The sequence below is a fragment of the Amycolatopsis sp. VC5-11 genome, from assembly GCF_037034185.1.
Lineage (GTDB): Bacteria > Actinomycetota > Actinomycetes > Mycobacteriales > Pseudonocardiaceae > Amycolatopsis > Amycolatopsis nivea.
Genome location: NZ_JBAGKF010000001.1, coordinates 1,166,965 through 1,180,659, shown reverse-complemented (window position 1 = coordinate 1,180,659; position 13,695 = coordinate 1,166,965). Strand labels below are relative to the sequence as shown.

Here is a 13,695-nt window from a genome sequence, read left to right as displayed (position 1 = left end):
CGTTGCTCCGGAGCCCCCTGCGGTTTTCCCGTGACAGTTACCAGAATCTGGTCCGCCGGATCGACCGTTCCGACCCGCATCCGACGCTGATCGGCGGCGAGAAGTGGTACCCGCCGGACGAGCAGGTCCAGCAGGACGCGAAAGCGGACGCCGAACTCGCCGCCACCGGCTGGCCGGTCCGCGACTTCGCCGACGTCATCGGGCTCCTGCAACGACCCTCCGTCGACCGTTACTGCTGGGCGCGCATCAACGGCCGCGACGTGACTCTTCAGGCCGCGGCCGCCCGACGGGACGCGATCCTCGCCGTCGCCGACCATGACACGATCACGCTGTTCCCCAGCACCGCGGAATCCGCTGCCCGGGAACTGGTCTCCGCACTGCCGGGCACTCCGCCCGCGTCGAACCTCCATTCGCTGTCCTGCTCGGAAGCCGACTACAGCGCCGTGCTCGCCGGAAATCCTCCCCCGACCCGCACCAACAGTGCCCGCGACGCACGGCGCGCCGTCGAGTGGATGCAGGCTCCCCGAATCCACGTTGGACGGTTGTACGTCGCGATCCGCCGCGGCACCGAACGCGTCCGCAACGAACACCCGCCCTACTGGATCGACACCGAACAAGGCCGGTTCACCGCCGCGGTCACCGACGGCTGGCTCAGCATCAGCCCCGCCGGCGCCGACGACCTCGCTCGGATGCTGCACGCCATCGAAGCCGACCTGCGGGCCTGAACCTAGCCAAGCCCCAGGGTGACGTGGATTGCACTCAGTTGCACTGCACCTAGTTGCATATGACACTGTCCGGCATGGCACTGGAGCACGCGATCCTCGTCTCGCTGTCGGAACGCTCCGGCTCGGGCTACGAGCTGGCGCGCCGGTTCGAGAAGTCCATCGGGCTGTTCTGGAGCGCCTCCCACCAGCAGATTTACCGCGTGCTGAAGCGAATGGAAGAGGCCGGTCAGGTCGCCGTCGACATAGTGGTCCAGGACGGGCGGCCGGACAAGAAGGTCTACACCGTCGCCGAAGCGGGCCGGATGGAACTGCGGCGCTGGCTTGCCGAACCGGCACCACAAGCCGGGCCGCAGGAGTTGGCGGTGAAGTTGCGCGGGGCGTCGTTCGGCGACGCGAGTGCCATCGCCGAAGAGATCGTCCGGCATCGGGACGCGCACGCTGAGCGGCTCGACCTGTACCGGCAGATCGAGAAGCGCGACTTCCCCGCCCCGGACCGGCTCCGCGGCCGTTCGCTGCACCAATATCTCGTGCTGCGCGGTGGAATCCGGGTCGAAGAGGGCCAGGTCGAGTGGCTGGAAGAAATCCTGACCGCGTTGCGGGCCGACGAGAAGGACTGACATGACCGAGTACCCGAACCTGCTGTCCCCGCTCGATCTCGGCTTCACGACGCTGCGCAACCGCGTCCTGATGGGCTCGATGCACACCGGTCTGGAGGACCGCGCGTCGCGCTTCCCGCAGCTGGCCGAGTACTACGCCGAACGCGCGCGCGGCGGCGTCGGCCTGATCGTCACCGGCGGGTTCGCGCCGAACCGCACCGGGTGGCTGTTGCCGTTGGCCTCGAAGCTTTCCACGCCCGCCGAGGCGAAACAGCACCAGTTGCTGACCAGCGCGGTGCACGCGGAGGGCGGCAAGATCGCGCTGCAGATCCTGCACGCCGGCCGCTACGCCTACCACCCGCTGAGCGTTTCCGCGTCAAGCCGCAAGGCGCCGATCAACCCGTTCCGCCCGCGCGCGCTCACCGCGTACGGCGTGCACCGCACCATTCGCGCGTTCGCCGATTGCGCCGCGCTGGCCCGCGACGCCGGGTACGACGGCGTCGAGATCATGGGTTCCGAGGGCTATCTGATCAACCAGTTCCTCGCCGAACGCACCAACCGGCGCACCGACGCCTGGGGCGGCACCGCGGAGAAGCGCCGCCGGTTCGCGGTCGAGATCGTCCGGCGCACCAGGGAAAAAGTCGGGCCGGACTTCATCATCATCTACCGGCTTTCCATGCTCGACCTCGTCGAAGGCGGACAGAGCTGGGACGACGTGGTCGCGCTCGCCCGCGACGTCGAGGCGGCCGGGGCCACGATCATCAACACCGGCATCGGCTGGCACGAGGCGCGCGTGCCGACGATCGTCACGTCCGTGCCGCGCGGCGCGTTCACCTGGGTCACCGGCAAGCTGAAGCCGCACGTTTCGGTCCCGGTGGTGACCTCGAACCGGATCAACCTGCCGCACGTCGCGGAACAAGCCCTCGCCGACGGGGACGCTGATCTGGTCTCGATGGCCCGGCCGCTGCTCGCCGACCCGGACTGGATCCGCAAGGCCGAAACCGGCCGCACGGACGAGATCAACACCTGCATCGCCTGCAACCAGGCCTGCCTCGACCACGCGTTCAGCCGGAAACCGGTGTCCTGCATGGTGAATCCGCGAGCCGGGCACGAAACGACCCTGAACCTGCTCCCGACCCGGCGCGCCAAGCGGATCGCCGTCGTCGGTGCCGGACCGGCCGGGCTCGCCACCGCGACCGCGCTCGGCGAACGCGGCCACGACGTCGAGCTGTTCGAGGCCGACGACGAAATCGGCGGCCAGTTCGGGATCGCGCAACGGATTCCGGGCAAGGAGGAATTCGCCGAGACCATCCGCTACTACACGCGACGCCTCGAGGTCACCGGCGTGAAGGTGCGCCTCGGCACCCGGGCGACCGCTGCGGACCTGACCGGGTTCGACGAGGTCGTGCTGGCCACCGGTGTCACGCCGCGGGTCCCAGTGCTGCCCGGGATCGACCATCCGAAGGTGCTTTCCTACGTCGACGTCGTGCGGCACGGCAAACCGGTCGGCGAGCGGGTCGCGGTGATCGGCGCGGGCGGCATCGGCGTGGACGTCAGCGAATTCCTCACGCACAGCTCGTCGCCCGCGTTGGATCGCGACGCCTGGATGGCCGAATGGGGCGTCACCGACCCCGCGCTCGCGCCCGGTGGACTGGCCAAACCGAAGCCCGAACCGTCACCGCGGCAGGTCTACCTGCTGCAGCGCAAGAAGTCGCCGATCGGGGCCGGGCTCGGCAAGACGTCCGGCTGGGTGCACCGCGCCGCGCTGCGCGCCAAGGGCGTGGAAAAGATCAGCGGAGTTTCCTACGACCGGATCGACGACGCCGGTCTGCACGTCACGGTCGACGGGAAACCGCGGCTGCTCGAGGTCGATACCGTGGTGGTTTGCGCTGGCCAGGAATCCGTGCGGGAACTCGCCGGCGCGCTCGGCGACGTGCCGGTGCACCTCGTCGGCGGGGCGGACGAGGCACGGGAACTGGACGCCAAACGGGCGATCGACCAGGGCACCCGGCTGGCGGCCGTCCTGTAGCCGCTTGCGCGCACTGGCAGGATGGCCCCGTGCGAGACGTATGCGTGATCGGGCTCGGGCTCATCGGCGGTTCCCTGCTGCGAGCCGCCGCGGCGAGCGGCAGGACCGTCTGGGGAACCACAGTGTCCGAAGTGGACGCTGACGCGGCGAGCCGCGGCGGCTACGACGTCACCACCGACGCCGAAGCCGCACTACAGCGGGCCGCGGCCGCGGACGCGATCGTGGTCATCGCCGTGCCGCTGCCCGCGGTGGAGAACCTGCTGCGACAGGTCGCCCAGCACGCGTCGCACTGCATCCTCACCGACGTGGTCAGCGTGAAGGGCCCGATGCTCGACGCGGTCCGTCGGCGCGCGCCGTACACGCGCTACGTCGGCGGACACCCGATGGCGGGCACGTCGCGCTCCGGCTGGCTCGCCGGCGACACCATGCTCTTCCGCGACGCGGCCTGGGTCGTCGGCGTCGAAGAGGAGACCGACCTGACAGCGTGGGCCGAGGTCACCCGGCTTGTCCTGGACGTCGGCGCGCACGCCGTGCCGCTGCCCGCCGATTCGCACGACGAGACGGTCGCCCGGATCTCGCACCTGCCGCACTTGTTCGCCGCGATCCTCGCCTCGGTCGGCGCACAGGGCGGCCCACTAGCGATGTCGCTGGCCGCCGGTTCGTTCCGCGACGGGACCCGCGTCGCCGGATCGTCGCCGGACCTGGTGCGCGCGATGACCGAAGGCAACCGCGACGCCCTGCTCCCGATCGTCGACGACGCACTCGGCCGCCTCGGCGCGGCCCGCGGCTCGCTCGCCTCCACCGGCGGCCTCGCCGCGACCATCAACGCAGGTCACGAGGGCGCACTGGCGTTGGAAGCGGCCCGCGACGCGGCGCAGTCCGGCGTCCGCATCGACCTCACCGCCGCCGACGCCCGCGAAGGACTCGTCGCACTCGGCGAACGCGGCGGCCGGATCACCGGACTGGACGGAGCCGTCGCACTCGGCGAAGTGTCTTGACTTGCCTGGAACGCCTGGTGTGTGACGATTGAAGCCTCTCAATCCCAACCCCGGGGAGGCATTCGATGGGCATCAACTTCGACGAGCTCAAGAACAAGGCGACCGAGGCGCTGCGCGAGAACAGCGGCAAGCTCGAGCAGGGTCTCGAGAAGGCGGCTGAATTCGCGAAGTCCAAGGTCAGCGGCCACGACTCGCAGATCGACGGCGGCATCGACAAGGCCAAGGACCTGCTTGGCAAGGTCACCGGTAAGCACGAAGAAGGCGGCGAGAAGCCGGAAGACGGCCCCAAGCCCGAGGGCGGCCAGCCCGGCGGACAGCAGTAACTCCTCCGCCTCCAGGTTGGGCCCGGTCGCGCCCCGATGCGGCATCGGGGCGCTCTCGCAGGTGCGCGGCTCAGGTGCGCCGGTGGTACGGCAGGAACCGGCGCACCAGCCGCAGCGGCGACCGTTCCACCAGGTCCGGCCCGCGGACCGCGTCGAACGTCGAGCCCAGCTGGTCGACGACCCCGGCGAGACGCGGGTTGTCCGGCATCGGCACCGAATCCGGGTCCCGCTGCTCGCGGACCGCGGAAGACAGCTCCGCCAGCGCGTCCGTGAGCAGTTCGATGTCCGCGGGCGACGGTGCGGGCGCGCCCTCGCCAATGGTCACGCCGACCTCGGTCACCGCGTCGGTCACCCGCTCCAGCCCCGCGATCACCGGCCACCACGCCACCGCCTGCCGTCCCGCCGGCGACGGCTCCACGATCACCTGCTGAAACGCCGTCCGCAGGTCCGCGAGCGCGCGGTACGCCCCGCGCCGGGCCCGCGACCGGGCGAGCCGCGATTCGCTGGTCGAGTTCAGCACCATCGCGGTGCGGACGTACTTGGCGACCGTGTCGAAACTGTCCGCCAGCCGCCCGCCGACGGTCGGCCGCCGCGAACCCGGCCACAGCAGGTAGCCGACGACGAGCACGATCACGCAGCCGATCACGGTGTCGACCAGCCGCGCCAGCACGACGGTCCAGCTGCCGGTGTTCGCGAGGTCCATCTGCAGGATGATCAGCGGCGTCACGAACGTGCCGAGCATCCCGTAGTTGCGCACCTTCCCGACCGCGGCCCCGCCGGCGAACACCGCGATCAGCACCACCAGCACCCAGCCGCGCGCGCCGAACGCGAGCACGACCGCGCCGATCCCGACCCCGGCGACCGTGCCCATCCCGCGCAGCACCGCGCGGCCGAACACCGAGCCGAAGTCCGGTTTCAGCACCACGCCGACGGTGAGCGTGATCCAGTACGACCGCTCGAACGGCACCATCAGCGCCACCACTTCGGCCACCGCGACGCACAGCGTGAGCCGCAGCGTCGCGAGCCAGGTCAGCGGTCCGGAGAGGCCGCTCGCCCACTCGCGCAAGCGGCGCAGCAGCGAGACTTTCTTGCGGCGCTTGCGGTCGTCGAGCTTCCCGATCCGCGCCAGCCCGGCGTAAAGCGCGCTGACCACCGCGTCGGCGTTCTCGTCCGGCAGCTCCGGCGCGGGCGGCAGCGGCTGGCTCGCCAGCACCGACGCGGCGACGCGGGTCAGGTAGTCGATCACCTCGTCCGGCGGGCGCTGTCCGGCGTTGACCATCGCCACCGACGCCTCGACCGCGGGTGTCGTCGCGGACAGCCGGTTCAGCAGCCGGCGATACGTCGCGTCTCGACCGGACAGCCACGAGCGCGCGACCAGCAACCGGTCGTACGCCGTGCTCATCGCGGTGGTCAGCTGGTGGCGCGCGACCCGCGAGGTCGGTTCGTCCTCGGCCGACAGCATCGCCGCGAGTTCGATGTAGACCTGCGCGACGGCGGTGCGTTCGGGGCTCGTCGCGCGGAGCGTCCAGGTGCCGAGCGCGACCAGCAGCCCCCAGCCAGCGCCCGCGCAGAAGAAGCCGAAGAGCACTTCGGTACGTACGCCGGTCGCGTGCTGCGCGGTGCCGAGGACGCAGAAGACGAACATCTGCAGCCCGGCCACCGAAGCGTTGCTGCCCGCGGCGCTGATGAGCGCGGAAATCGCCGCTATGACGACGATCGCCGGGATCGACCAGGCGGGCATGCCGCCGGTCAGCAGGCCGACGAGGTACCCGATCCCGGCCGCGAACGTCGCCCCGCCCAGCCGGCGCGCGCGATAGCGGTAGGCCCCGGCCGCCTCGGACAGCACGGTCGGGAGCGCGCCGGTGGAGATCAGCGCGCCCACCGCGATGTCGCCCGCGGCGTACGCGACCGCCAGCGGAGTGGCCAGCGCGACCACCGCACGGGCGACCATGTTCCACGGAATGGGAACCGGTTTGGAACGCAGAAGTTGCGTCAGCCAGTGCGGCGCGGCGAAGTCGGGGCGGCTCACCGCACCATCTTGACCTACCGGGGCCGTCCGGGATTGATTTGTCGCACGGTCAACAACGTCTTCAAGGAGCTTTCATGCCGGGTCGCAGGTATTCGTTCGAGGTGAACCGCGTGAGCGCCGCCGCTCCGCCGGTGCTGTTCCGGCTGGAAAGCGACGGGACTCAGTGGTCGACCTGGGCGCGGCCGCTCGTGTGGCAGTCCCGGTGGGCGACCCGCGGCGACGACGGCGGTGTCGATGCTGTCCGGGAAGTCGGATTGTGGCCGGTTCTGCTCCGCGAGAAGACCCTCGAATACGTGCCGGATCGGCGGCACGTCTACACATTCGACGGTTTCAGCCCGGTCCGCGACTATCGTGCGGAGGTGATGTTCACGCCGAACGCCGACGGCGGCACGGACCTCAGGTGGTCGGGTTCGTTCGCCGAACGCATCCCCGGAACGGGTCCGGCAGCCCTCGCCGCGTTGCGCGGTGTGATCGGATTTTTGGCCACACAGCTGGCCAAAGCGGGCAATCAGGCTGCCTGACCGGGTGCGTTGCACCACAACGATCAACGAATGCCGGAGCACAGACGTCATCCCCCTCGGGTGACCCCGAGGGAAAGGAAGCTGCATGGCGAAACGCTGGCTGGCGGCGGCATTGGCCGGTGTGCTGGTGCTGTCCGCGTGCTCCGGCCCGGACTCGAGTCAACCCCCGGAACAGGCGAACCCCGCGCCGGGCGCCCAGAAACCGGGTCCGCCGCCGGGGCCGTACCCGTTCGGCACCGTGCAGCAGAAGGCTCCGGCGGTCCAGGACGGCAAGGTCCCGGTGATCCGCCGCATCCAGACCGACAAACCGTACGTCTTCATCACCATGGACGACGGCGCGGTGAAGGACCCGTCGGCGCAGGGCCTGATCCAGCAGTCCGGCGGGCATCCGGTGCTGTTCCTGAACAACCGGTACGTGAAGGGTCACGAGGCGTACTTCAAGGCCATCCTCGACTCGACCGGCGCGGTGCTCGGCGACCACACGGTCAACCACCCGAACCTCAAGGGCAAACCGCTCGAGTTCCAGAAAAAGGAAATCTGCGACGACGCGGACGACTTCCAGAAGTCGCTCGGCGTGCGCCCGACGCTGTTCCGCCCGCCGTTCGGCAACTTCGACCAGAACACGCTGAAGGCCGCCGCGATGTGCGGCATGCGCGCGAGCGTCCTGTGGACCGCTTCGGTCAACGACGGCGTCGTCCAGTTCCAGTCCGGCGACAAGCTCCGCCCGGGCGACATCGTGCTGATGCACTTCCGCAAGACGTTCAAGGAAGACTACGAGGCCTTCATCGCCCAGGCCAAGAAGGACGGCCTGACGCCGGTTCCGCTGGCCGACTTCCTGGGCTGAACCCGTCTCGTGAGCGGCTATGCCGGTTAGAACCGGCGTAGCCGCTCACGAGTCAACCCGCTCCGAGGCACACGAACGGCCGCCGCATCGGGTCCACCGCGATCGCTTCGGCCAGTGCCAGTGCGGGTGACGTCCCCTCGGCGAGCCGCCGGTGCAGGTCCGCCATCGTGTCCGCCGCCGCTCGGTCGCCGACGCGCGCCACCGCGCCGATGACCGTCTTCGACCCGCTCGCCAGCAGCGTTCCGGCGAAACCCAGTGCTTCCTCGCCCGGCCGGATGTGGCTCATCGCCAGCTCGCACGCGGCCAGCACCACGCGCTCCGGCGGGTTGACCAGCCGCGTCGTCTCGTGCGCGAACAGCGGGCCGTCGACCAGTTCGACGCGGGAGAACAGCGCGTTCGCCGGCTCGTGCGCGCCGTGCGCGACCAGGTGCGCCAAGCGGGTTCCGTCCAGCGCGGTCAGGACCGTGGCGCTCGTCGCGGCGTCGCCCTCGACCAGCCGCGCGTCCGGGTACACCGAGCGCAGCTTGCTCACCTCGCCGACCGCGCCCGGCACGCCAGGACCGCCCGCGAGCAGCACCGGACCGTCCGCAGCCGGACGCTTCGCGGTGATCCACGCGGTCGCCGACGGAGCGATCGACACCGGGTGCCCGCGCAGCGACGGCAACGCGCCCCACGGCATCGCGTACAGCTGGCCGATCGGGACGATCACCAGCTCGCGGTCGTCGAGAGTTTTGACCAGCGAAGCGGAAATCAGCGCGTCGAGCTTCTCCGCCCGGCGGCGCGCGGACGCGGACACCGTCTCGGCCAGCATCGGCGGCAGATGGTCCGGCGCGAGCGCGTCGAGGTCGGCGTGCAGCTGGGTCGCGGTCTCCACGATGTCGTCCAGCGGACCCAGTTTGAGCAGCCGGAACGTCCCGCGGTCGACGACCACCGAGTACAGCTGGTTGTTGTAGGGCACCAAACTCACCAGCACGCGATCGCCCAGCGCGGCGACGACCTCGTCCGGCGTCGCGACCGGCCGCGGACGGCCCCACTGGCTCGTGTACCAGCCGAGCCTGGTCGCCTCGCGCTGCAGTTCGGCGTACCTCTGCTCCAGCGCCTTCACCGACTCGCCTTCCAGCCGGGTGCGCTGGATGGTGCGCTGGACGTGCCGCATCTCGTTGATGTGCTTGGCCAGCACCGGATCCTCGATCACCGGCAGCGGTTCGTACCGGTAAACCTGCGCCCGGGTGCGTTCGAGCCAGGCGAACATCCGGCGTGCGCCGGCCGCGTTCCGCCGCGCGCGCCGCAGCACGAGCCGCATCGCCAGCCTGCCGAGCTCCTCGCCGTGGACGGCCGTTCCGCACAACAGGTCGAGCCCGCCCATCCGGTCGCGGATCGTGCCGAGTTCGCGCAGTCCGGCACGGGCCTGCGCGAGCGCCGCGCGCGGCCGGTCTTCGGCCACGGCCAGTTCCGCGCGGCACAATCGGAACAACATCCGGTGGTCGACCGGCGACGTCGCGCGCGGGGCGGGCACGTGGGTGAGGACGAGCGAGGCTTCGGCGATTTCCTTGCGGCGAATCAGCAATCTCACCGCGAAGAGCCGCGCGACCGCCGCCTCGTCCCGTAGTCCGAGCGCGGCCAGGCGTTCGGCGATCGAGACGAGTTCGGCGGGCAACCGCGAGGTAGAGCGCCCTTCGCGGTCCGACAGGACCTGCTGCGCTTCCGCCCGGAACCGCGCCAGACCGGCGATCTCGGCCCACGTTCGATTGCCGCGACGGAGAAATCGGCGCCGCGCGTCCGACGCGGACTTTCGCGCCAACGCGAAATCGCCCTCCAGCAACGCGGCCGCGGCCCGCGCGACCTCGGCTTCCGCGATGTGCTGGCCGGATCCGTTGGCGCGCAACTCCGGCAGCGCCTCGTCGAGGTGCCTGCCCGCCTCGTCGGCGAGACCCGCGGTGAGCAGCGCGCGGGCCTGGTCGAGCCGGATCAGCGGGATCGAACCGGGCGATTCGGTGACGAGGATCCGCGCGGCTTGTTCATAGCTGGACAGGGCTTGCGGGACGTCGCCGATGAGCTGCGCGTGGTCGCCGAGGTTTTGCCGGATCTTGCCTTCGAGCAGGGTGTGCCCGTTTTCGCGGGCGAAGCCGAGCGCGCGCTCCAGGTCGGCCTGCGCGGCGTTCGGATGGTTGAGCGCCATCTGCACGAGCGCGCGGTTCAAGAGCATGACGACCAGCGTGCGGCGGCTGTCGTCGAACTCGGCCTCGATTCCGGGGATGACGGCGTCGTACACCGAAAGCGATTCGCTGAACCGGCCGCCGCGCATCAGCACCACGGCGCGTTGGCCGGTGACCAACAAGCCGAGCTGGCGGGCGACCTTGCTCTCCGGGAGCTGGTCGCGAAGCTGCCGCGCGGTTTCGAGGTGCACGAGACCGGCGTCGGTGGAGGCGACCTCGGCTTCGGCCGCGCCGAGGCTCACCAGGACGCGGACCTGCAGTTCCCGGTGTTCGGGCAGCGGATCGGCGACGCGCGCCAGCCGCGTGAGCGCGCTGCGGAACAACCGCACCGCGATGCCGGGCCGCTGGTCGGACGCGGCGGCCCGGCCGCGCGCGTACAGATCGGACGCCGCCGCGATCGTTCGATCATGGACGGGCGCGGACACGGACTCTATGGGAGCACACCTCCGCCACTCTCCATAACGCCCGTCCGGGTTTCTCAGAGCACGACGGTCGGCGTGACGACGGTGCGGCGGTGCGGGCCCGCGCCGAGGTGCACGAGGATTTGCGTGGTTCCGCAGGGGACGCGTTCGAGCACGAACCGGCCGCCCTCGTCGGTCGCCGTCGCGAACGTACCGTGATCGGCGACGCGGACCTCCACGTCGTACTCGCCCGCGGGCGCGAGCCAGCCGTCGATCCGGTGCACCTTCCCGATTTTGGTCAGGTTGATCATCACGGTCAGGTCGCTGACGGTGAACGTGATGGTGCCGGTCGCCGTGCTGCGCACGCCCGCCAGTTCGTCGAGCCGTTCCCAGCGCGCGACCTCGACGTCGAGGTTCTCGAGCTCGAGCGCGAACTGGACCCGCTGCACCAGGTCGTCCGGCGGCGGGTCGAGTTCGTCGAGGAACCGGCCGATGTCGGCCAGGATGGCCTCGTCGTCCGGAACCGCGTGGCCGTGTCCCGGCCTGCCGATGTTGTCGCTCACCGGGCACCCCCTTCTCCTGCGAGCAGATCGCGCATCGAGTCGAGGCAGCGGCCCCTGGTGGGCCCGACGCTGCCGCGCGGCATCTGCATAGCCTCGGCCACCGCCCGATACTCGGCGCGGCCGGCGAGAACGGTCAGCCGCAGCAGCTCCTGGCAGCGTGCGGGCAGCCGGAGGAAGGCGCGCCAGACCCGGCGGTCCCGGTCGGCGCGGACGGCTTCCTCCTCAGGCGCGGGATGATCGCTTTCCAGCGTCGCGGCGACCTCGTCCGACAGCGGCACCGGCTGGGCGCGCCTGCCGTAAGGACGGGTCGCCTCCCGGCGAGTCGTGGTGATCAGCCAGGCAGCGAGCGCACGGGGGTCGCGTAGCTTCGCGAGCTGGCTGAACAGAGCGAGCCACACGGTCTGGACCACGTCCTCGGCCACTTGCCGGTCGAGCCCGTTGGCGCGCGCGACGTGCCACACGAGCGGCGTCAGCTCGTCGACGAGTTTCGCCATGGCGCGCCGATCGCCGCCCCGCGCCGCTTCCATGCACGCGGCGTGCAAGTCGGCGCCGGTCAAGCCTTCCCAGGGCGGGTCTACCTCGGTGGTGTGCACGTCGGTCACCGTAGCTGCCTCACTCCGGAGGTGGGCCGACCTGGGCGAGCAAGCCTCCGGTCGTGTCGGCACGTCCGGGCCCGTCGCGGGTCGCCTCTCCGGTCGGGTACCGGATCGATCGTGAATGGTGCGCGCTCTTTCGGTGGTGCGGATGGTGTCCAGGGGCACGGTGTGTGCCCCGTGGGTGGGCTCTTGGTTGAGGAGCAAACAGCTGGCTCTGGGATACATCAATCTCTGACTTTTTCCGGGTGAGTTTTTTTCACGAAGCCGATCGGGCGGCTGGTGGTGCGGTTTTGGTGCTGTTCGGTTGTGGGTTTGCGCAGGTCAAGCGGTACTCAGTTCGACGGGGTGCCGGGACACGACCGGCCGGGCTCCCCCTCCAGCACGGCCGTGTCCCGACAGCTCCACCGGACCCGATGAGTCCCCCAACGACCCATCGCGCCCCGCCGGACCGGTTCGGCCGGACGGATCCCTCCCCTGGATCCGCCCGTCCGCACCAGCCCGGAAGCTGTTTTGTCAGTCCGGGCGCGATCCCTGCCCTGGATCCGTCCGGTCCGTCTTGCCACCCTGTTGATCGAGCGGATCCCTCCCCGGATCCGCCCAGCCGATTCAGGCCAGCTCACCGGTTCGGTCCGGTCAGGCGGATTCCTCCCCGAACCCGTCTGACCGGACCGCACCGCGAGCCGACCCCCAGCCGGACCAGCTCGCACGCCCGCCGACCTCGCGAACCCCTCCCCGAAGTCCGCTCAGCCGGACAGGCAAGCCAATCCGTCAGTCGCACTGGACCAGCCCGCGGAGCCAGCCAGCCGGACGAATCCCTCCCCGGATCCGTCCCGCCGCGCCGACCCCTGAGCCGATCCGCCACTTCCGCCGGACCAGTCCACGAAGCGCGCCAGCCGAACAGGTCCTCCCCAGGCCTGTCCCGCCGCGCCAACCTCGCGAGCCGATCCGTCAGTCCCACCGGACCGCGGGCTCGCCAGCCGGATAGGCCCTCCCCGACCCGTCCCGCCGCGCCAGCCCACCGACTCGGCCAGCCGGGCAAGTCCTCCCGGACCGTCCCGCCGCGCCAATCCGCCGAATCCGCCAGCCGGAGAAGTCCTCCCGGACCGTCCCGCCGCGCCAATCCGCCGGTCCCGCCGGACCGCGAACCCGCCAACGGGGCAAATCCATCCGGACCTGTCCGGCCTCGCCAATCCGCCGGTCCCGCCCGAACCAGCTCGCGCAACCCGCTAGCCGGACGGGCCCTCCCCGAACCCGTCTAACCGCGCCAGCTCGCGAGCCGGTTCGCTCAGGACTGGTCGTTGCCGCTGGTCCGGTGGGCTCGGCGGCTGGCCGGGTCCCCTCCGAACCCGTCCGGCCGGGCCGGGTCCCCCAGACCCGGGCCGAGCTGAACCGGACCGGCGGTGTGGCCAGTCCCTGTCGCCATGTGCGTCAGTCGCTTCGCACTCGTCGGCGGCCTGCTCGCCCCCTTGTGCCGAGCAGGTCGCCAGGCGCGTGCGTTCGTGCGGGTGCGCACCGGCCGGCGTGAGCTGTCCGCCTGCGCCGACCGGTGCTTCCCGCCCCCAGGGGAGCCCGCTCCCCCTTTCGGGCTCCGCCAGAGGGGATTCCTCCCCGAACCCCTCCGGCCGACGACGTCCGGCAGCCCCCTCGGCTCCCGGGCGCCGCCCGTTTGGCTACTTGGCAGTCCCGGTGTCGTCGAGCGGCTCGTGGTTGCCGTCCGGCTGCACTCCCCGGTTCGCCCCCGGTGCGGGGCTCGTCTTGACGGGCGGAACGGTGGTTCCCGGCTGCCGCTCGTCCTTCTGATCCGCAGGCATGTGGCCCTCCCTTTCCTTGGTTCGCCCCATAGGACGCATCCAG

General features: G+C 70.8%; 12 protein-coding genes. 7 read left to right on the top strand and 5 right to left on the bottom strand.

The window, feature by feature from the left end:
* The first annotated feature begins 2 nt into the window (after nt 1–2).
* From WA670_RS05860 to WA670_RS05840, 5 genes are all read left to right on the top strand, one after another.
* Nucleotides 3–725 (top strand): ESX secretion-associated protein EspG, encoded by a 723-nt coding sequence (locus tag WA670_RS05860; RefSeq protein ID WP_336157084.1) that lies wholly within the window; start codon nt 3–5, stop codon nt 723–725.
* A 74-nt stretch (nt 726–799) separates the two neighbouring features.
* A complete protein-coding gene (locus WA670_RS05855) occupies nt 800–1,342 on the top strand; it encodes a PadR family transcriptional regulator (RefSeq protein ID WP_238603553.1) in 543 nt (180 codons plus the stop codon).
* Between the two features lies 1 nt (nt 1,343).
* The gene (locus WA670_RS05850; RefSeq protein WP_336157083.1) at nt 1,344–3,350 is read left to right on the top strand and encodes an NADPH-dependent 2,4-dienoyl-CoA reductase; all 2,007 of its coding nucleotides are present in this window, start codon (nt 1,344–1,346) and stop codon (nt 3,348–3,350) included.
* Between the two features lie 29 nt (nt 3,351–3,379).
* On the top strand, nt 3,380–4,348 hold the full coding sequence (locus WA670_RS05845) for a prephenate dehydrogenase (protein ID WP_078870234.1): 969 nt from the start codon (nt 3,380–3,382) through the stop codon (nt 4,346–4,348).
* A gap of 65 nt (nt 4,349–4,413) precedes the next feature.
* Nucleotides 4,414–4,671 carry an antitoxin gene (locus WA670_RS05840; protein ID WP_275291213.1) on the top strand — a complete coding sequence of 86 codons (258 nt, stop codon included), beginning with the start codon at nt 4,414–4,416 and terminating at the stop codon, nt 4,669–4,671.
* Nucleotides 4,672–4,741: 70 nt separating this feature from the next.
* On the opposite strand, the gene WA670_RS05835 is transcribed toward WA670_RS05840, so the two are convergent.
* Nucleotides 4,742–6,700: an FUSC family protein gene (locus WA670_RS05835; protein WP_238603555.1), complete on the bottom strand. Its 1,959-nt coding sequence runs from the start codon at nt 6,698–6,700 to the stop codon at nt 4,742–4,744.
* A gap of 74 nt (nt 6,701–6,774) precedes the next feature.
* Between WA670_RS05835 and WA670_RS05830 the strand changes: the two genes are divergently transcribed.
* Nucleotides 6,775–7,221, top strand: a complete 447-nt coding sequence (locus tag WA670_RS05830) for an SRPBCC family protein (RefSeq protein WP_134663844.1) — start codon at nt 6,775–6,777, stop codon at nt 7,219–7,221.
* An 85-nt stretch (nt 7,222–7,306) separates the two neighbouring features.
* Nucleotides 7,307–8,065 (top strand): polysaccharide deacetylase family protein, encoded by a 759-nt coding sequence (locus tag WA670_RS05825; RefSeq protein WP_051728597.1) that lies wholly within the window; start codon nt 7,307–7,309, stop codon nt 8,063–8,065.
* Nucleotides 8,066–8,117: 52 nt separating this feature from the next.
* Here the strand turns inward: WA670_RS05825 and WA670_RS05820 are convergent, their stop codons facing one another.
* The 4 genes from WA670_RS05820 to WA670_RS05805 form a co-directional block, all read right to left on the bottom strand.
* On the bottom strand, nt 8,118–10,706 hold the full coding sequence (locus WA670_RS05820) for a CHAT domain-containing protein (protein ID WP_238603557.1): 2,589 nt from the start codon (nt 10,704–10,706) through the stop codon (nt 8,118–8,120).
* Nucleotides 10,707–10,759: 53 nt separating this feature from the next.
* A complete protein-coding gene (locus WA670_RS05815; RefSeq protein ID WP_037807307.1) occupies nt 10,760–11,245 on the bottom strand; it encodes a hypothetical protein in 486 nt (161 codons plus the stop codon).
* Nucleotides 11,242–11,847 (bottom strand): RNA polymerase sigma factor, encoded by a 606-nt coding sequence (locus WA670_RS05810; protein ID WP_009071544.1) that lies wholly within the window; start codon nt 11,845–11,847, stop codon nt 11,242–11,244. Before WA670_RS05810 ends, WA670_RS05815 begins: the two co-directional genes overlap by 4 nt.
* Before the next feature lie 1,664 nt (nt 11,848–13,511).
* Nucleotides 13,512–13,652 carry a hypothetical protein gene (locus WA670_RS05805; RefSeq protein ID WP_158242475.1) on the bottom strand — a complete coding sequence of 47 codons (141 nt, stop codon included), beginning with the start codon at nt 13,650–13,652 and terminating at the stop codon, nt 13,512–13,514.
* Between the last annotated feature and the right edge of the window lie 43 nt (nt 13,653–13,695).

What these genes read in the sequence shown, in the direction of transcription:
- WA670_RS05855 (WP_238603553.1), top strand. Translation starts at nt 800, where the DNA reads ATGGCACTGGAGCACGCGATCCTCGTCTCGCTGTCGGAACGCTCCGGC.
- WA670_RS05840 (WP_275291213.1), top strand. Translation starts at nt 4,414, where the DNA reads ATGGGCATCAACTTCGACGAGCTCAAGAACAAGGCGACCGAGGCGCTG.
- WA670_RS05825 (WP_051728597.1), top strand. Translation starts at nt 7,307, where the DNA reads ATGGCGAAACGCTGGCTGGCGGCGGCATTGGCCGGTGTGCTGGTGCTG.
- WA670_RS05850 (WP_336157083.1), top strand. Translation starts at nt 1,344, where the DNA reads ATGACCGAGTACCCGAACCTGCTGTCCCCGCTCGATCTCGGCTTCACG.
- WA670_RS05830 (WP_134663844.1), top strand. Translation starts at nt 6,775, where the DNA reads ATGCCGGGTCGCAGGTATTCGTTCGAGGTGAACCGCGTGAGCGCCGCC.
- WA670_RS05805 (WP_158242475.1), bottom strand. Translation starts at nt 13,652, where the DNA reads ATGCCTGCGGATCAGAAGGACGAGCGGCAGCCGGGAACCACCGTTCCG.